Origin of the sequence: Streptomyces sp. NPDC008092 (assembly GCF_042957285.1) — a bacterium.
GTDB lineage: Bacteria > Actinomycetota > Actinomycetes > Streptomycetales > Streptomycetaceae > Streptomyces.
The window spans coordinates 1-18,200 of record NZ_JBIBHY010000003.1 but is presented as its reverse complement, the minus strand read 5'-3'; the positions used below and the strand labels follow the sequence as shown (position 1 = coordinate 18,200).

The following is an 18,200-nucleotide window of genomic DNA, read 5'->3' as shown; positions in this document are numbered from 1 at the left end:
CGGGGCGCAGCCCCGAACCCCCTCTCTCACTGCACGAGGCTCACGTGGTGGTACGCCTCCTGCGCGCCCCCGGTCGCCGCTCGCTCGGCCGTGTCACCGGATCGCCGGCCTCCAGCGCGCTCGCGCGCCTGCGGAGGCCGAACTCGGCCAGCGCCTCCGCCAGCTTCACGGCCGACGGCTCCGGGGCCATCACGTCCACCCGCAGCCCGTGCTCCTCGGCCGTCTTGGCCGTGGCGGGGCCGATACAGGCGATCACCGTCACGTTGTGCGGCTTGCCGGCGATGCCGACCAGGTTCCGCACGGTGGACGACGACGTGAAGAGCACCGCGTCGAAGCCGCCGCCCTTGATCGCCTCACGCGTGTCGGCCGGCGGCGGCGACGCCCGCACGGTGCGGTAAGCGGTCACGTCGTCCACCTCCCACCCGAGCTCGATCAGCCCGGCGACCAGCGTCTCGGTGGCGATGTCGGCGCGGGGCAGGAAGACGCGGTCGATCGGGTCGAAGACCGGGTCGTAGGGCGGCCAGTCCTCAAGGAGACCCGCGGCCGACTGCTCACCCGAGGGCACCAGGTCCGGCTTCACGCCGAAGGCGACCAGCGCCTTCGCGGTCTGCTCACCCACCGCCGCGACCTTGATCCCGGCGAAGGCACGGGCGTCGAGCCCGTACTCCTCGAACTTCTCCCGGACCGCCTTGACGGCGTTGACCGAGGTGAAGGCGATCCACTCGTACCGGCCGGTGACGAGCCCCTTCACGGCGCGCTCCATCTGCTGGGGCGTGCGCGGCGGCTCGACGGCGATCGTCGGCACCTCGTGCGGCACGGCCCCGTAGGACCGCAGCTGGTCGGAGAGGGACGCCGCCTGCTCCTTCGTGCGCGGCACGAGCACCTTCCAGCCGAACAGCGGCTTGGACTCGAACCACGACAACTGGTCGCGCTGGGCGGCGGCGGACCGCTCACCGACCACGGCTATCACCGGCCGGCCGCCGTCCGGCGAGGGCAGCACCTTCGCCTGCTTCAGCGTCTGCGCGATGGTGCCGAGGGTGGCGGTCCAGGTCCGCTGCCGGGTCGTCGTACCGGCGACGGTGACCGTCAGCGGGGTGTCCGGCTTGCGGCCGGCGGCGACCAGTTCCCCGGCGGCCGCGGCCACCGAGTCGAGGGTCGTCGACACGACCACCGTGCCGTCCGAGGCACCGACCTCGGTCCAGCACCGGTCCGAGGCGGTACGGGCGTCCACGAAGCGGACGTCCGCGCCCTGCGCGTCCCGCAGCGGCACACCGGCGTAGGCCGGCACACCCACCGCGGCCGCGACCCCGGGCACGACCTCGAACGGCACACCCGCGGCCACACAGGCGAGCATTTCCTCGGTCGCGTACGTATCAAGTCCCGGGTCCCCGGCGACCGCACGGACGACCCGCCTGCCACCCCGCGCGGCCTCCATGACAAGATGAGCCGCATCCCGCACGGGCGGGAGGGAAGCGGTTGTTGACGCGCCGTCAACAACCGTGAGTTGAGGCGTGCCCGTGCCCGGATACGGGTCCGACGACGGATCCGGATTCGTGGCCACGACGGAGACGCCCTGTCTGGCGTGGGTTCTGATCACGTCGAGCACGTCGTGCTCGGCGACCAGGACGTCCGCGCTGGACAGTGCCTCCACGGCACGCAAGGTCAGCAGTCCCGGATCTCCGGGTCCGGCACCCAGGAAGGTGACGTGCCCGTGTTCCAGGCCGGCGGGAAGGTTGGTGGGGCTCACTGTGCTCGCTCCCCCATCAGACCGGCCGCACCCTGGGCAAGCATCTCGGCGGCGAGTTCGCGACCGAGCGCCGTCGCCTGGTCGTATGTCTCGGGCACGGGACCGGTGGTGGACATCTGCACCGTCCGGGTGCCGTCGGTCGTGCCGACGACGGCCCGCAGGCGCATTTCCTTGACAATCTGCCCGTCGGCCAGAAGGTCGGCAAGCGCGCCCACAGGGGCGGAGCAGCCGGCCTCCAGGGCGGCGAGCAGTGATCGCTCGGCGGTCACGGCGACCCGCGTGAACGGGTCGTCGAGTTCCCCGAGCGCGGCGATCAGCGACGCGTTGTCCGCGGCGCACTCGATCGCCAGTGCCCCCTGGCCGGGGGCGGGCAGAACCGTGTCGACCGACAGGAAGTCGGTCACCTCGTCGATGCGGCCGATCCGGCTCAGGCCGGCCGCCGCCAGCACCACGGCATCGAGCTCGCCGTCGTGCACGTATCCGATCCGGGTGTCGACGTTCCCCCGGATCGGCACGGTCTCGATGTCCAGCCCGTGCGAGCGCGCGTACGCGTTCAGCTGCGCCGCCCGGCGCGGCGAACCGGTACCGATGCGCGCCCCGCGGGGCAGGTCGGTGAACTTCAGCGCGTCCCGGGCGACGATCACGTCCCGCGGGTCCTCGCGCACCGGTACGGCGGCCAGCACCAGGTCGGCGGGCTGGGTGGTCGGGAGGTCCTTCAGCGAGTGAACCGCGAAGTCGACCTCGCCGCGCAGCAGCGCGTCCCGCAGGGCGGTCACGAAGACACCCGTGCCGCCGATCTGTGCGAGGTGCTCGCGGGAGGTGTCGCCGTACGTGGTGATCTCCACGAGTTCGACGGGCCGTCCGGTCACCCGGCTCACGGCCTCCGCCACCTGCCCGGACTGGGCCATGGCGAGTCTGGACCGCCTGGTGCCCAGCCGCAATGGCGTCAGTGGATTGTCACTCATGCCGGTCGGTCCTTCTTGTCTGTGCTGTCCACGGCCCGGGAGACGGCGGCCACCGTCTCGGGGTCGAGGTCGAACAGGGTCCGCAGCGCGTCCGCGTACCCGGCACCGCCGGGCTCGGCCGCGAGCTGCTTGACCCGTACGGTCGGCGCGTGCAGCAGCTTGTCGACGACCCGGTGCACGGCCTGCCTGATCTCCCCGCGCTGGCGCTCGTCCAGGTCGGGCAGGCGGCCGTCGAGCCGCGCGATCTCGCCCGCGACGACGTCCGCGGCCATCGTGCGCAGGGCCACGACGGTGGGCGTGATGTGCGCCGCCCGCTGGGCCGCGCCGAAGGCGGCGACCTCGTCCGAAACGATCCGCCGCACCTGGTCCACGTCGGCCGCCATCGGGGCGTCCGCGGACGCCTCCGCCAGCGACTCGATGTCCACGAGGCGCACCCCGGCCAGCCGGTGCACGGCCGCGTCGATGTCGCGGGGCATGGCGAGGTCGAGGAGGAACAGCGCGGGAGCGGGCCGGGCGAACCCGGCGACCGGCTCCGGCCTGCGCCGCTCCGGGATCCGGCCGACCCGGGCGGCGGCCGCGGCCAGCGCCCCGATCAGCTCGGCCTCGGCCTCGGGGTTCTCGGGGGTACGACGGCCGGCTTCCCGGATGTCGACGGTCCCGTTGTCCACCCAGGCCGCGTGCTGCTCCAGCTCGGCCGCGGCCATCCCGGCGACGGCGGCCTCCCCCATCACGGAGAAACCGCTCTGGGCGGCGGTGAGGTCGAGCGGGCAGTTCTCGTCGGTACCCGGTCCGGCGGCGGGCAGCTGCTTCGGCGCCTGCGGTACGGCGATCTCGGCGACGGGCTCACCCGTGCGCCCCTCGACGGCCGCCGCGACCGACTCCGCGGTCAGCACCAGCCCGGTCGCCCCCGTGCAGGAGACGGCGACGTCGGCACGTGTCAGCTCGCCCGGCACCGCATCCATCGGTACCGCGCGGGCCACCACGTCCGTGTCGTCGGCGTCGTTGAGGATCTGCGCCAGCCGCTCCGCACGGTCGTACGTGCGGTTCGCGACGACGATCTCCGCGACCCCCGCCCGCGCCAGCGTCGCGGCGGCCAGCGAGGACATCGATCCGGCGCCGATGACCAGCGCCTTCTTCCCCTTGGCCCAGGCCTGGACATCGCCACCGGCGGTCAGCTGTTCCAGTCCGAAGGTGACCAGGGACTGTCCGGCCCGGTCGATCCCGGTCTCGGAGTGGGCGCGCTTGCCGACCCGGAGCCCCTGCTGGAACAGGTCGTTCATCAGCCGTCCGGCGGAGTGCAGCTCCTGCGCGCGGGCCAGCGAGTCCTTGAGCTGCGCGAGGATCTGGCCCTCGCCGACGACCATCGAGTCGAGCCCGCAGGCCACCGAGAACAGGTGGTGGACGGCCCGGTCCTCGTAGTGCACGTAGAGATAGGGGGTGAGCTCGTCCAGGCCGACCCCGCTGTGCTGGGCGAGCAGCGTGGACAGCTCGGCGACCCCGGCGTGGAACTTGTCCACGTCGGCGTAGAGCTCGATGCGGTTGCAGGTGGCGAGCACCGCGGCCTCGGTGGCCGGCTCGGCGGCGACCGTGTCCTGGGCCAGCTTGACCTGGGCGTCCGTGCTGAGCGCGGCCCGCTCCAGGACGCTGACCGGGGCGCTGCGGTGGCTCAGCCCGACGACGAGGAGACTCATGCCGGCATCACGGCGGGTACGTCCCCGTCGGGTCCCTGCTCGCCGGCGTCCTGGTGCGCCGCGACGGGCGCGGCCGCGCCCTCGTGCTCCTCGCCGGCCTTGCGCTGCTCGTGGAAGGCGAGGATCTGCAGCTCGATGGAGAGGTCGACCTTGCGTACGTCGACGCCGTCCGGGACGGACAGCACGGTCGGCGCGAAGTTCAGGATGGAGGTGACCCCGGCGGCCACCAGCCGGTCGCAGACCTGCTGGGCGACGCCCGGCGGGGTGGTGATCACGCCGATGGAGACGCCGTTGTCGGAGATGATCTTCTCCAGGTCGTCGCTGTGCTGCACGGCGATCCCGGCGACCTGCCGCCCGGTCATCGCCGGGTCGGCGTCGATGAGCGCCGCGACCCGGAAACCGCGCGACGCGAACCCGCCGTAGTTGGCGAGGGCGGCGCCCAGGTTTCCGATACCGACGATCACAACCGGCCAGTCCTGGGTCAGGCCCAGCTCACGGGAGATCTGGTAGACGAGATACTCGACGTCGTAGCCGACACCGCGCGTTCCGTACGAACCCAGGTAGGAGAAGTCCTTGCGCAGCTTCGCGGAGTTGACCCCCGCGGCCGCGGCCAGTTCCTCCGAGGAGACCGTGGGGACCGAGCGCTCCGACAGTGCGGTCAGAGCGCGGAGGTACAGCGGAAGCCGGGCGACGGTGGCCTCGGGGATACCTCGGCTGCGGGTCGCCGGTCGGTGAGTTCGGCCAGTTGCCACGGTGCTCCAACGGGTTGAGCGGGGCTGCGGACGGTCACACGTACCCAGACCGCCCCGTCGACAGCAGGCTATGTCTTTGTGAACGCGTGCACAAAGATGGTGTCCGATTTGCCCGGCCAACGTGACCGGGGTCACGCACCCCTGGCGCGCTCGCACGGGACCGGCGCAGACGCGCCCACGCTCCCTTTCCAATGGGGGCAAAACCGTACACACTCCTCACGCATCCCGCCCCCGAGACCAAGCCGGCTCGATCCTAAGCGACTTTTCCAGCCGGTTTGGACTAGTCGGTCAGTGCCTTGCGGAGCCGTTCCTCGTTCACGCGCCAGAAGGTGTGCTGTTCGCCGTCGACGAGTACCACCGGGATCTGTTCCCAGTAGAGATCGTGAAGCTGTGAATCCTGGGTGATGTCCTTCTGCTCCCAGGGCACTCCGAGATCGCCGCACACCTTCTCGACCACGACCTGTGCGTCATCACACAGATGGCAGCCGGGTTTACGGATGAGGGTGACCGATCGCGCACTGGGCGCGGGCGCCTTCCGGCCAAAGAGGGGACTCATGACGTCCATTGTCCCGCCCCCGGCAGGGCATGTCCGCCGCCTTCTGCACGGGTTCTTCGCCTTGTTTAACGACCTGGTCGCGGAGAGTTCACACCCATCCAACTCCCGTGACTCCGGAACCTCCGAACAAACTGGCTATGCTCACGACATGGCCGCTCTCGGATGGCTCACTCCCCGTAGGCGCTCCGCCACGGCGCGGAGCGTGTTGGCAGGCGAGGCCTCGGCGGAGGCCGCGCGCAAGAACCAGGAAGCGACGGCACCGCCCGCCGAGGAAACCGCGGAGCCGGACTTCCCGGTGCTCGGCGACGACAAGGCCGCCGCGTTCTTCGACCTGGACAACACCGTCATGCAGGGCGCCGCCATCTTCCACTTCGGCCGTGGCCTGTACAAACGGAAGTTCTTCGAGACCCGCGACCTCGCCAGGTTCGCCTGGCAGCAGGCGTGGTTCCGGCTGGCCGGCGTCGAGGACCCGGAACACATGCAGGACGCCCGCGACTCGGCCCTCTCCATCGTCAAGGGCCACCGCGTGGCCGAGCTCCAGACCATCGGCGAGGAGATCTACGACGAGTACATGGCCGAGCGCATCTGGCCCGGCACCCGCGCCCTCGCCCAGGCCCACCTGGACGCGGGCCAGAAGGTGTGGCTCGTCACAGCGGCCCCGGTGGAGATCGCCGGCGTCATCGCCCGCCGGCTGGGCCTGACCGGCGCGCTGGGCACGGTCGCCGAGTCGGTGGACGGCGTCTACACCGGCAAGCTGGTCGGCGAGCCCCTGCACGGCCCCGCCAAGGCGGAGGCGGTACGCGCCCTGGCCGCGGCCGAGGGCCTGGACCTCTCCCGCTGCGCGGCCTACAGCGACTCGCACAACGACATCCCGATGCTCTCCCTGGTCGGCCACCCCTACGCCATCAACCCGGACACGAAGCTGCGCAAGCACGCCCGCGAACTGGACTGGCGACTGCGCGACTACCGCACGGGGCGCAAGGCGGCGAAGGTGGGCATCCCGGCGGCGGCGGGCGTCGGCGCGGTGGCCGGTGGCACTGCGGCCGCGATCGCGCTGAGCCGACGGCGTCGGTAGGCACGACCGGCGGAGCACCGCCGTAGCAGCGCGGGCCGACCACCGGCTGCAGACCGGTGGGGGCTGATCGCGCAGTTCCCCGCGCCCCTGAAAAACGTAGCCGCGGGCAGTCGTGCCGAAGGCTGGGGGAGGCACCCGGCCGGCGCCGGTGAGCGTCCCCACCCCGGCCCGCCCTCCAACGCGCCCGGAATTATCGCGCGGTCACCCCAACACGCCCCGCACATCGCCGAAAGCCGCACGTTTCCGTTCAACAACCGATCACTCTAAGGCTCTTGAGCCACCACCAAACGGTTACAGAAGCGACGCAATCGATGATTTGAGCAACTCGGTGTAGCAGTGCCTGCACGAAGCGTTATTCTCCTCAGACGCAAACCGGTTCCCCTCCGTCGCTACGACGGGTGAAAGGTTCCGTACTGCACGTGATGGAAGCTCTGCCTCTGGGAGTCCCGTGTACCCACACGTCGGGGTTGACGCCTCGGGCCTGGCTACGCTGCGCGCAACAGTCGCGACGGTCAAAGAGACGCTGCGCGGCCTTGTCCCCACCGCGTACGCCGTCCCCGCCTTCGCCACCGCCGCCCCCGTCGGCCCGTGCTACGCACTGGCCGACGGCATGGAACAGGTGCCGGCGCGCAGCGCCGTCGTCGAGGGCCGCCGGTCCGGCGACGGCCGGGGCGTGGGCAGACGCGGCCGCGCCACCGGTTCCGGCACCGGCGCCACCACCACCCGCCGCCCGGCCGCGGACAGCGACAGCGCCCGGATGATGGACCTCGTGGAGCGCGCCCAGGCCGGCGAGGCCGACGCCTTCGGCCGCCTCTACGACCAGTACAGCGACACCGTCTACCGCTACATCTACTACCGGGTCGGCGGCAAGGCGACCGCCGAGGACCTGACGAGCGAGACGTTCCTGCGCGCGCTCCGAAGGATCGGCACGTTCACCTGGCAGGGCCGCGACTTCGGCGCCTGGCTGGTCACCATCGCCCGCAATCTGGTCGCCGACCACTTCAAGTCCAGCCGCTTCCGGCTGGAGGTCACCACCGGCGAGATGCTCGACGCCAACGAGGTCGAGCGCTCGCCCGAGGACTCCGTCCTGGAGTCCCTCTCCAACGCGGCCCTGCTCGACGCCGTACGACGCCTCAACCCCCAGCAGCAGGAGTGCGTGACGCTCCGCTTCCTCCAGGGCCTCTCGGTCGCCGAGACCGCCCGCGTGATGGGCAAGAACGAGGGCGCCATCAAAACCCTCCAGTACCGGGCCGTGCGCACCCTCGCCCGGCTCCTGCCGGACGACGCACGCTGAGCACGCCGCGCCGGGCACTCTGGGCGACGTCCAACTCACGTTCCGTTAACGCGGGTTGACTTTCTCAGCCGATCACCGGCCGTCCGTAACCCAAGTGCCGAGCCGCTCGTTGTGCGGGATACAGGCTCCCTGTGGTCACGCCCGGCCAGGCCCCGATCACCCGATCGTGTGGACTGGTCGAGGGCGTGCAACCCTCAGGACCCCCTGGGGAGTCGACCGTCATGACGAGAGGAGGTGCCGCCAGTGATCGCGAACGTATCGGCCCACCGGCGGGCGAACGCCTTCGCCCAGGCTCTGGAGGAGCAGCCCGACCGGGACCCGGCGGCCGAGCCGTCCGGAGGACCGACGGGCGATCCGCCGGCCGCCCCGGACCGGGCCGAACGGACCGAGCAGGGCGAGCTGTTGGCCCTGGCGACCGGGCTCGCAGCACTGCCCAAGCCAGAGCTCGACCCGGAGGTCAAGGTCGTCCAGCGGGCCCAGCTGGTGGCCGCGATGGAGGCCATGCTGGCGGAGGGCACCCTGGGCGGGGCGGCGGACGCTTCGGTACCCGAGCAGCGTGCGTCCCGTTCGAAGGGCGCGCACCGGGCCAGCCCGCTGGGCAAGTTGCGTCCGCGTTCCCGGCTCACCAAGGGGCTCGCCGCGGGCGGCCTGAGCGTCGGCGTGGCCGCCGGAGCCTTCGGCGGGGTAGCCGCCGCCAGCTCCGACGCTCTGCCCGGCGACTCCCTGTACGGCCTCAAACGCGGCATCGAGGACTTCAAGCTCAACTATCTGTCCGACGGCGACGACCAGCGCGGCCAGACCTACCTCGACCAGGCCTCGACCCGGCTGATGGAAGCCCGCCGGCTCATGGAACGGGACCGCGGCGGCCACCTCGACCACGAGTCGATCGGCGAGATCCGCCGCACCCTGTCCGGGATGCAGCACGACGTCACCGAGGGCCACCGCCTGCTCCACGAGGCGTACGAGCGCGACCCGAACTCGCTGGGTCCCATCCAGGCCCTGTCCGCCTTCGCCCAGTCCCACCGCGAGGCCTGGGGCGCCCTGCGCGAGAGGCTGCCGGTCCAGCTCGGGGACGTCAGCCAGCAGGTGTCGTCGGTCTTCGACGCCATAGACCAAGAGGTCGCCCCGCTGCAGTCCCTGCTCCCCCAGCCGTCCCAGAACACCGGCGGCGGCACCGGCAGGCAGGACTCCGGCACGGCGTCCACCGGCTCCTCCGGCAGCCACCGGTCGACGGCCCCGTCCTCCTCCGGCAGCTCCTCCTCGGGCCACGACACCGGCACCGGCAGCCCCAGCGGCTCGGCCTCCGGCAGCGCCGACAACGGCCTGATCGGCGGCACCACGGGCGGCCTGCTCGACCCCCCGAAGACCGGTTCGAGCACCCCGTCCCCGTCCAAGAGCGCATCCAGTGCCCCGGACGTCACCCTGCCCCCGCTCCTGCCTGGCCTACTTCCCGGCCTGGGCATCGACAGCGAGGACACGAACAACTGAGCACCCTCCGCGCCCCCACGGCGGCGGCGAAGCCGCCGTCTGGGGGCGCGGGGCTGTATCTGATATGCGGCTCCGCCGCGTGGGCGCGACCAGCCCCCACCGGCCCGCACCCGAACTCAACGCATCGCGCTCAGAAGAAAACCGACCGCCGCTGCACAAGCAACTTGTACAGCGTGTGCTGAATCTGTTCCCGCACCTGATCCGTGAGGTTGAACATCAGCATCGGATCCTCGGCCGCCTCCGGCGGATAGCCGTCCGTACGGATCGGCTCCCCGAACTGAATCGTCCACTTCGTCGGCAACGGCACCGCCCCCAGCGGCCCCAGCCACGGAAACGTCGGCGTCAGCGGAAAATACGGAATCCCCAGCACCCGCGCCAGCGTCTTCGCGTTGCCGATCATCGGGTAGATCTCCTCCGCCCCCACGATCGAGCAGGGAATGATCGGCACCCCCTGCCGCAACGCGGTGGACACGAACCCACCCCGCCCGAACCGCTGGAGCTTGTACCGCTCGCTGAACGGCTTCCCGATGCCCTTGAACCCCTCCGGCATCACCCCGACCAGCTCCCCCTGGGCCAGCAGCCGTTCGGCGTCCTCCGCGCACGCGAGCGTGTGCCCCAGCTTCCGCGCCAGCTCGTTCACCACCGGCAGCACGAAGACCAGGTCCGCCGCGAGCAGCCTGAGGTGACGATTCGCCGGATGCCGGTCGTGCACGGCGACCTGCATCATCAGCCCGTCCATCGGCAGCGTCCCGGAGTGGTTGGCGACGATCAGCGCACCGCCGTGGGCCGGGATGTTCTCCATGCCCTTCACGTCCACGCGGAAGTATTTCTCGTACACCGGCCGCAGCAGGGACATCAGGACCTGGTCGGTCAGCTCCTCGTCGTACCCGAAGTCGTCGACCTCGTACTCCCCGGTCAGCCGCCGCCGCAGGAACGCGAGTCCGCGTGCGACACGCTGCTCCAGGCCGGCCTCGTCGTGCGGCGGCTGCTTCACGCCCGTCTCAGGGTTCTCCCGGGTCACATGCACATCTTCCTGCGCGGGGATCCGCCCGGCGAGAGGCTGGACCCCACGTACCACCGCGGACTCGCGCCCCGCCGCAGGCTCGCGCACCGCCGCCTGCTCGCCGCCGCCCTTGCGCCGGCTCCCCGCACCCCGGCGCCGGGCGGCCGGCCGCTGCACGGCAGCCCCGCGGGACCGGTCGTCGTCGAACGGAATGACCTTGGCGTCCGCCATCGTTGCTGCGCTCCTCAGTTGGCGCTCTGGGTCGGGTTCTGCGTCGGGGCCGCCGCCGGCGTCCGCCCGCCGGTCCCGCTCAGGGCGGGCAGTGCGGCGATCCGGTCGACGGCCGCGGCCACGGCCTGGGGCGGCAGCAGCCCCGGGGCCTGGGCGCGCACGAAGTCCGCGAAGGTCTCCGCCGTCGAGTACTTCGGCCGGAACCCCAGCGTCTCGCGCATCTGGACCGTGTCCACCACCCGGCCGTGCGTGAGCAGCCGGATCTGCTCGGGCGAGAAGTCGCTCATGCCGAGCGTGCGCACCAGGGACCCGGCCCAGGTGACCGCCGGCAGCAGCAGCGGCACGGTGGGCCGCCCCAGCCGCCGCGAGCACTGCGAGAGCAACAGCACCCCGTCACCCGCGATGTTGAACGTGCCGCTGTTCAGGGTCCCCCGCTCCGGCTCGTGCGAGGCGATCCGCAGCACCTCGATCACGTCGTCCTCGTGGACGAACTGCAGCCTCGGGTCGTAACCGAGGACGGTGGGCAGCACGGGCAGTGCGAAATAGGAGGCGAGCGGAGTGTCCGCGGTCGCCCCGAGGATATTGGCGAACCGCAGCACGCAGACCGCCACGTCGGGTCGCCGCCTGGCGAACCCCCGCACATACCCCTCCACCTCCACCGTGTCCTTCGCGAAGCCCCCGCTCGGCAGGGATTTCGGCGGGGTGGTCTCGGTGAAGACGGCCGGGTCCTTCGGCGCGGAGCCGTACACGTTCGTACTGGACTTGATCACCAGCCGCTTGACGTTCGGCGATTTCTGGCAGGCGCCGAGCAGCTGCATGGTCCCGATGACATTGGTCTCTTTGACGGTCGCCCGGCTCCCGCTGCCGAGCGGCGTCCCGGTCACGTCCATGTGGACGACGGTGTCGGCGCCGCTCTCGGCCAGTACCCGGGCGATGGTCGGCTGCCGGATGTCGGTCTGGATGAAGTCCGCCCCGCCCAGATGGTGCTCGGGCGCCACCGCGTCCACGGCGACGACCCGGTCCACCTCGGGGTCACGCTGAATACGCCGCACGAACCGGCCCCCGAGTTGACGGGCCACTCCGGTCACGAGCACGACCTTCCCCAAGATCAGCGCCTTTCTTCCGCGTTCCCGTATGCGGGCCAACTTAGCGGGTCGATGTTGCGCCGGCATGACCCCCAGCAGGCCACGACAAGCCGCAACGGCCGGAAATTGCAGTGGCCCCCCACCGTACTGGTGGGGGGCCACACACAAGCTCTCGCGGCTCGGCGCCGTAATTACTTCTTGTTACGACGCTGAACACGCGTGCGCTTGAGCAGCTTGCGGTGCTTCTTCTTGGCCATCCGCTTGCGCCGCTTCTTGATAACAGAGCCCACGACTACCCTCGCTCACTTCTCATCACTCGGTGCTGGGCATCATGGGCCCATACGACCTACGAGGGGCTAGCCTACCCGCCCGAGCGCCGAGGTCGTAATCGAGGTGCCCCGGGACGAATCCCGGAACGGCCGTCAGGCGGTCTCCACCCCCACATAGCTCTCGCGAAGGTACTCGTGTACCGCTTGTTCGGGGACGCGGAAGGACCGCCCCACCCGGATCGCGGGCAGATGACCGCTGTGCACCAGCCGGTACACGGTCATCTTCGACACTCGCATCACCGCGGCGACCTCCGCCACGGTCAGGAACACAACCTCGTTCAGAGGCCTCTCGCCAGCTGCCATGACACACCTGAACCTTCCGCACTCGACGGGCCACCGGCTTCCCCTTCCGGTGACTCTTCGTCGTTGCGTGCTCACTCCCCAATGTAGGGGCGGGTGATGCGAGTGGGGAAGAGGTGCACCCATCGGCGGCCTACTGTGACAGACACGCTCGATTGAGTACGTAGCGGGTAAGCGGCGTGTAGTAATCAGACCGCACGCCGTCATCAACCGGAACGGCGACGGACACCGCCCCCTCGGCCTCCCCCACGAAGAGCGCAGGGTCATCCGTATCCGCCAGACCAATGGCCTCAAACCCGAGCTGACCTGCACCGCAGACCCACCCATGGTCCCCGACCACCAGCTCCGGCAACGGCCCGCCGCCCCTCGCCGCCGCATCCAGCGCCACCCGAACCGGCAGCGGCGAATGCGTGTGCGCACCCGGCGCACAACCGGGGCGTTCACGGCCCACTTCTCTCATGAACCCGACGCCTCGTACGTAATCGAGCTTGCACGTACGTAGGCCGAACCGGGTCGTTATGTCGACACAGTGACCCTGCGCGGGGGTGAGGACCTCACACCCCACCGCCGACAGCGCGTCCGCCAGACCGGCGTAGAACCCGATCAGCCGGTGCGGATGCCCGGTCCCGAACAACACGGGCCCCCGCCGCCGGGCCACGGCCCCCACCCGCTCGGCGAACGCGTCGAGCCCGGCGACCGTCAACCCAGGATCGATCACATCATGCCCTGAAACGCACCGCGGATCGTCCGAAACCCCACACTTGGCAGCCATCAACCGAACCAACTCCGCCTCCCCCCACCCCCCTTGCGGATCAATCCCGATCAACACCCGAGGATCCCGAGCCGCGAACAACCGATAACACCGCAGACTCCGCTCCCGCGAGGTCCCCACCACCCCCGCCAGCCCGGCCCCCACCAGGTAATCCCGAAGCCCACCACCACTCACCACCCCAGAAATCCTGCCGCCCCCACCCCCACCATCCCCCCAGAACAGACAAACACCGCACAATCGGCCTAACGCCCCCTAGATCAACCCACCAGCCTTCAAGGACGACAACAGCTCCACACCCCTCACCCTCCAGCCCGTCCGGCGGCGAGGACCAGAGCCGGTCCGCACCCCCACCCTCCAGCTGCTCCGGTGGTAACAGAGAGAACCGGCCCGCACTCCCCACCCTCCAGCCCCACCGACGGCGAGGACCAGAACCGGTCCGCACCCCTCCCCCCAGCCCGTCCGGTGGCAAGGACCAGAACCCGTCCACGCCCCCACCCTCCAGCCCCACCGACGGCGAGGACCAGAACCGGTCCGCACCCCACCCTCCAGCCCGTCCGGCGTTTGAGGACGAGGCCGTTCAGGCCGAAGCGGGGGTGCGGGGGCGGCAGCCCCCGGAGCGGGCGGTCGAAGGGGGCCCACCCCCTGGAAGGACGGGACGGGTAGGGGCGGCGGGGGCGAGAAAACTCCTAGGCCAGCAGCCCCCGCAGCGGAAACACTGCCCGTCGCGTCGCCAGCACGGCCTGATCCAAGCGATCAGCGGGGTCGTACCCGGCCTCCCACCCGGCCCACCCCACCGGCCACCGCCCATCCGTCATCCGCCCGGGCCCCAACTGCCGAGTCCGAGCAAACACCTCCTGCCGCCACCCCTCCGGCACCAGCGCCTCAGGCGCAACCTCCCGCCCCGCCGCCACCCCCACCAGATGCGTCCACGACCGAGGCACGACATCCACCACCTCGTACCCACCCCCACCCAACGCGACCCACTTCCCCCCGGCGTACTCGTGCGCCAGCTCATGACACGCCACCTGCACCGCCCGCTGCGCATCCAGCGAAACCGCCAGATGAGCCAGCGGATCCTCGAAATGCGTGTCGGCACCGTGCTGCGACACCAGCACCTGCGGCCGGAAGTCCGCGACCAGCTCCGGCACCACGGCGTGAAACGCCCGCACCCACCCCGCGTCCCCGGTCCCCGCCGGCAGCGCCACGTTCACCGCGGCACCCTCCCCCGCCCCGGCGCCGACCTCCTCCGGCCACCCGGTCTGCGGGAACAACGTACGCGGATGCTCGTGCAGCGAGATCGTCAGAACCCGCGGATCCTCCCAGAACGCGGCCTGCACCCCGTCCCCGTGATGCACGTCCACATCCACGTAGGCGACCCGCTCGGCCCCCAGCTCCAGCAACCGCGCGATCGCCAGCGAGGCATCGTTGTAGATGCAGAACCCGGACGCCGCCCCCGGCATCGCATGGTGCAACCCGCCCGCGAAGTTCACGGCGTGATCGGCGTCTCCCCGCCACACCGCCTCCGCCGCCCCCACCGACTGCCCGGCGATCAGCGCGGACACCTCGTGCATCCCGGCGAAGGCGGGATCGTCCATCGTCCCCAGCCCGTACGACTGGTCGGCCGCCGCCGGATCCGCCGAGGCCGCCTTCACGGCCTCGATGTAGTCCTCCCGGTGCACCAGCCGCAACGTCGACTCCCCGGCCGGCTTCGCCGCCACGACGTCCATCGCCCGATCAAGCCCGAAGGCACTGACCAGACTCCGGGTCAACGCCAGCCGGACCGGATCCATCGGATGGCCCGGACCGAAGTCATAGCCCGTTACTGCCTCGTCCCACATCAGCTGTGCGCGGCCGCTCATGCCCGCCACCGTATCGGTCCGACCTGGTCGCGAACGAACGGGCGTACACCAACGTCACCAGCACCAACACCATCGGCACCAGCATCGCCCCGCGATAGCTCCACGCGTCGCCCAGCGCCCCCACCAACGGCGAACCGATCAGGAACCCGACGTAGTTGAAGATGTTCAGCCGTGCGATGGCCGCGTCCGAAGCTCCCGGAAACAGCCGGCCCGCCGCCGCGAAGGTCTGCGGAACCAGCACGCACAACCCCAGCCCCAGCAGAGTGAACCCGGCCATGCCGATCCACGCCCCCGGCGCCGCCGCCACCACCGCGAACCCGGCGGCCGCCACCACCGCCCCCACCCGTACGACGGGCACGGCACCGAACCGCCGCACCCCGAAGTCCCCGATGCCCCGCCCGACCAGCGTGGTCACCATGTACACGTTGTACGGCACGGTGGCGAGCTGCTCACTGCTCCCCAGCACGTCCTTCAGGTACTTCGCACTCCAGTTGGAGACGGTCGAGTCCCCGATATAGGCGAAGGTCATCACCAGACACAGCGGCAGCAGCACCTTGAACACGACACCGCTCCCGCCCCCGCTTCCGCCGGCGGCCTCGTCCGCCACCGGCGCGGGATCACCGTCGACATACCAACGGCTCCCCACCAGCGCGGCCGGCAGCAGCACCGCGACCACCGGGAGATACGACACCCACAGCGCGAGATGCCAGTGCGCCCCCACCCAGGCCAGCGAGGCCCCGAGGATCCCGCCCAGGCTGTACGCGGCATGGAAGCTGAGCATGATGCTGCGCCCGTACGTCCGCTGCAGGCTCACCCCGAGCATGTTCATCGAGGCGTCCAGCGCGCCGACGGCCAGGCCGAACGCGGCCAGCGCCACCGCCAGCTCGGCCATCACCCCGCCGGACCCGACCCCGAGCAGCGCCAGCATCACCACGGGCTGGGACCAGCGCAGCAGCCGGCTGGGCCGTATTCGCTTCACCAACTGCTCGGTGGTGACGCTGCCGACGCCGGCCAGGATGGGCACGGCAGCGAGAAAGACCGGCAACAGCGCGTCGGAGACGCCGTACCGGTCCTGGATCGCGGGGATGCGCGTCACCAGCAGCGCGAAGGTGGCACCCTGAGTGAAGAAGCTGAACGCCAGCGAGGCCCTACCGCGCCGCAGCACATCTGTCATGGCGGCGAGCGTAGGGCCCCGGCGTACTCGTGGGTAGATCCAGCCAAAGATGAATTTCCTTCAGCTTTACCTTGCCGCCGCTCAGGCGGCGACCGCGAGCTCCCGCTCCCGCGCGGCCTCCTGGCGCTGAACCTCGTCGGTGACCAGGCGCGCCATCGGCTCCGCGGCCGCCCCACCGCAGATCACCATGCCGAGACAGATCGCGACGACCAGGAGGAGCGAGCCCAGCCAGACCATGGTGTCCACGGGGATCGTGTAGGCGCCGACGACCCGGGCGACGCACTCGGTGAGGAGCACCAGCCCCCAGATCACGGAGAAGACCCGCTCCTTGCGCAGGAACTCCGCCGACCGGACCGCGGTCCCGGACGCCAGCCGCTCCCAGGCGGCCTCCCGCCCCGCGTCCCCCTTCACCAGGAACGGCCTCAGCCCAGCCGTCATCATCGGCCGGCCCAGCGCCACCGACACCAGGATCCCGATCCCGACGGTGCTGCTGACCGCTCCGTCCTTGGCGAGCATGAGCCGCGGGTCACCGGAGACGAAGCTGAGCGCCAGCCCGACCACGTTCACGACCAGGATCAGCGCCGCGAGCCCGTTGACCCGGCGCTCCTTCACCACGCCCCAGACCGTCCGCACGGCCGGCACCACACTGCTCCAGGCGAGCGCCGCGAAGGTGCTCATCCCGAAGGCCCCCTTGAAGAAGTAGTACGACCCGAGGGGCACCGCCACATCCACGATCAGCGGCCGGAGGTTCTCCAGCACGCTGGGCTGCTGCTTGTTGCTCTGGGACCCGGTGTTCGTCGTCTTCGTCATGCCCTCAGCTTCGCGTCCGGCAGGGGTCCCCCAGTAGAAACGAACGTCCGGAGCTCGGCATGACAATTGTCAGCGCCGCCGTCATGCCCTCGGTCATTCCAGCAGGTCAGCCAACTGCCCCATGTCAGAGAAGAGTTGAGTGGCCCCCTGCAGCCGGCCGGCCGGCGTCATGGCCGTGAACCCGTACACGTCCATACCGGCCGCCACGGCCGCCCGCACCCCCAGGGGACTGTCCTCCACGACGGCACACCGCCCCGGCTCGACCCCCATCCGTTCGGCCGCGTGCAGAAACAGGTCCGGCGCCGGCTTGCCCCGCCCCACGTCCTGCGAACTGAAGATCCGCGACTCGTCGAACCACCGGTCGAGCCCGGTCGTCCGATGCCCCACCCGGATCCGCTCATGACTCCCCGACGACGCCACGCAGTACGGCACCCCGTCCGCCGCCAGCTGCTCCAGCACCCCGGCGACCCCTGACACGGGCTTCAACTCCTCCTCGAAGGCGGCGAAGACACGCCCGTGGAAGACGTCGTCGAAGTCGTCCGGCAGCCGCTGCCCGGTCCGCTCCAGGACGAGGTCGTGTACCCGGTGCATCGCGGACCCCATGTAGTCCCGTATGGAGTCCTCGTAGGAGGTCGGGTGCCCCAACTCGGTGAGATAGGCGGCCAGGAGCCGGTTGGAGATGGGCTCGCTGTCGACAAGGACGCCGTCGTTGTCGAAGATAACCAGGTCGTAGCGCATACCCCGAGCTTAAACGCCCCCGTAAACGCAGAAAGGCCCACGCCATGACGGCGTGGGCCTTTCCCAATATTTGTTCGGCGGTGTCCTACTCTCCCACAGGGTCCCCCCTGCAGTACCATCGGCGCTGTGAGGCTTAGCTTCCGGGTTCGGAATGTAACCGGGCGTTTCCCTCACGCTATGACCACCGAAACACTATGAAGTTAGACCGGAAAAAACACAGTCGTTGCCTCAGAACTAACACAGTGGACGCGAGCAACTGAGGACAAGCCCTCGGCCTATTAGTACCGGTCACCTCCACCAGTTACCTGGCTTCCAGATCCGGCCTATCAAC

General features: G+C 70.5%; 17 protein-coding genes and 1 rRNA gene. 3 read left to right on the top strand and 15 right to left on the bottom strand.

Annotated elements, in window-relative coordinates:
* Positions 1 to 40: 40 nt before the first annotated feature.
* The 5 genes from ACFZB3_RS09235 to ACFZB3_RS09215 all read right to left on the bottom strand — a co-directional run bounded on the left by ACFZB3_RS09235 (position 41) and on the right by ACFZB3_RS09215 (position 5,711).
* Positions 41 to 1,747, bottom strand: coding sequence for a uroporphyrinogen-III synthase (locus tag ACFZB3_RS09235; protein ID WP_391372180.1), 1,707 nt, complete (start codon positions 1,745 to 1,747; stop codon positions 41 to 43).
* Positions 1,744 to 2,712, bottom strand: coding sequence for a hydroxymethylbilane synthase (gene hemC / locus ACFZB3_RS09230; protein WP_391372177.1), 969 nt, complete (start codon positions 2,710 to 2,712; stop codon positions 1,744 to 1,746). The genes ACFZB3_RS09235 and hemC overlap by 4 nt, the downstream gene beginning before the upstream one ends.
* Complete coding sequence (locus ACFZB3_RS09225; RefSeq protein ID WP_391372174.1) at positions 2,709 to 4,403, bottom strand: glutamyl-tRNA reductase; 1,695 nt, start codon at positions 4,401 to 4,403, stop codon at positions 2,709 to 2,711. Before ACFZB3_RS09225 ends, hemC begins: the two co-directional genes overlap by 4 nt.
* Positions 4,400 to 5,155, bottom strand: coding sequence for a redox-sensing transcriptional repressor Rex (locus tag ACFZB3_RS09220; RefSeq protein WP_391372171.1), 756 nt, complete (start codon positions 5,153 to 5,155; stop codon positions 4,400 to 4,402). Before ACFZB3_RS09220 ends, ACFZB3_RS09225 begins: the two co-directional genes overlap by 4 nt.
* A gap of 280 nt (positions 5,156 to 5,435) precedes the next feature.
* A complete protein-coding gene (locus ACFZB3_RS09215) occupies positions 5,436 to 5,711 on the bottom strand; it encodes a glutaredoxin family protein (RefSeq protein ID WP_167449868.1) in 276 nt (91 codons plus the stop codon).
* A gap of 148 nt (positions 5,712 to 5,859) precedes the next feature.
* Here ACFZB3_RS09215 and ACFZB3_RS09210 point away from each other — a divergent pair, with 148 nt between their 5' ends.
* From ACFZB3_RS09210 to ACFZB3_RS09200, 3 genes are all read left to right on the top strand, one after another.
* A complete protein-coding gene (locus ACFZB3_RS09210; protein WP_362591187.1) occupies positions 5,860 to 6,786 on the top strand; it encodes an HAD-IB family hydrolase in 927 nt (308 codons plus the stop codon).
* 448 nt (positions 6,787 to 7,234) lie between these two features.
* Positions 7,235 to 8,080 carry an ECF subfamily RNA polymerase sigma factor, BldN family gene (locus tag ACFZB3_RS09205; protein ID WP_391372167.1) on the top strand — a complete coding sequence of 282 codons (846 nt, stop codon included), beginning with the start codon at positions 7,235 to 7,237 and terminating at the stop codon, positions 8,078 to 8,080.
* Positions 8,081 to 8,323: 243 nt separating this feature from the next.
* Positions 8,324 to 9,568, top strand: a complete 1,245-nt coding sequence (locus tag ACFZB3_RS09200) for a DUF5667 domain-containing protein (protein WP_391372164.1) — start codon at positions 8,324 to 8,326, stop codon at positions 9,566 to 9,568.
* Between the two features lie 130 nt (positions 9,569 to 9,698).
* Here the strand turns inward: ACFZB3_RS09200 and ACFZB3_RS09195 are convergent, their stop codons facing one another.
* The 10 genes from ACFZB3_RS09195 to rrf form a co-directional block, all read right to left on the bottom strand.
* Positions 9,699 to 10,802, bottom strand: a complete 1,104-nt coding sequence (locus ACFZB3_RS09195) for a 1-acyl-sn-glycerol-3-phosphate acyltransferase (protein ID WP_391372161.1) — start codon at positions 10,800 to 10,802, stop codon at positions 9,699 to 9,701.
* 14 nt (positions 10,803 to 10,816) lie between these two features.
* Positions 10,817 to 11,908, bottom strand: a complete 1,092-nt coding sequence (locus ACFZB3_RS09190) for an NAD-dependent epimerase/dehydratase family protein (protein WP_391372158.1) — start codon at positions 11,906 to 11,908, stop codon at positions 10,817 to 10,819.
* Positions 11,909 to 12,078: 170 nt separating this feature from the next.
* Complete coding sequence (locus tag ACFZB3_RS09185; RefSeq protein WP_003948845.1) at positions 12,079 to 12,177, bottom strand: 30S ribosomal protein bS22; 99 nt, start codon at positions 12,175 to 12,177, stop codon at positions 12,079 to 12,081.
* Positions 12,178 to 12,309: 132 nt separating this feature from the next.
* Entirely contained in the window at positions 12,310 to 12,519 is a 210-nt protein-coding gene (locus ACFZB3_RS09180) for a helix-turn-helix domain-containing protein (protein WP_067299677.1), read from the bottom strand.
* Between the two features lie 130 nt (positions 12,520 to 12,649).
* Entirely contained in the window at positions 12,650 to 13,465 is an 816-nt protein-coding gene (locus ACFZB3_RS09175; protein WP_391372154.1) for a phosphatase, read from the bottom strand.
* Between the two features lie 509 nt (positions 13,466 to 13,974).
* Positions 13,975 to 15,147, bottom strand: coding sequence for an acetoin utilization protein AcuC (locus ACFZB3_RS09170; protein ID WP_391372151.1), 1,173 nt, complete (start codon positions 15,145 to 15,147; stop codon positions 13,975 to 13,977).
* Positions 15,098 to 16,321, bottom strand: coding sequence for an MFS transporter (locus ACFZB3_RS09165; protein ID WP_391372148.1), 1,224 nt, complete (start codon positions 16,319 to 16,321; stop codon positions 15,098 to 15,100). Before ACFZB3_RS09165 ends, ACFZB3_RS09170 begins: the two co-directional genes overlap by 50 nt.
* An 81-nt stretch (positions 16,322 to 16,402) precedes the next feature.
* On the bottom strand, positions 16,403 to 17,131 hold the full coding sequence (locus ACFZB3_RS09160; protein ID WP_391372144.1) for a VC0807 family protein: 729 nt from the start codon (positions 17,129 to 17,131) through the stop codon (positions 16,403 to 16,405).
* A 93-nt stretch (positions 17,132 to 17,224) separates the two neighbouring features.
* The gene (locus ACFZB3_RS09155; protein WP_391372141.1) at positions 17,225 to 17,869 is read right to left on the bottom strand and encodes an HAD-IA family hydrolase; all 645 of its coding nucleotides are present in this window, start codon (positions 17,867 to 17,869) and stop codon (positions 17,225 to 17,227) included.
* 72 nt (positions 17,870 to 17,941) lie between these two features.
* Positions 17,942 to 18,058 (bottom strand): 5S ribosomal RNA (gene rrf / locus ACFZB3_RS09150).
* Positions 18,059 to 18,200 lie beyond the last annotated feature (142 nt).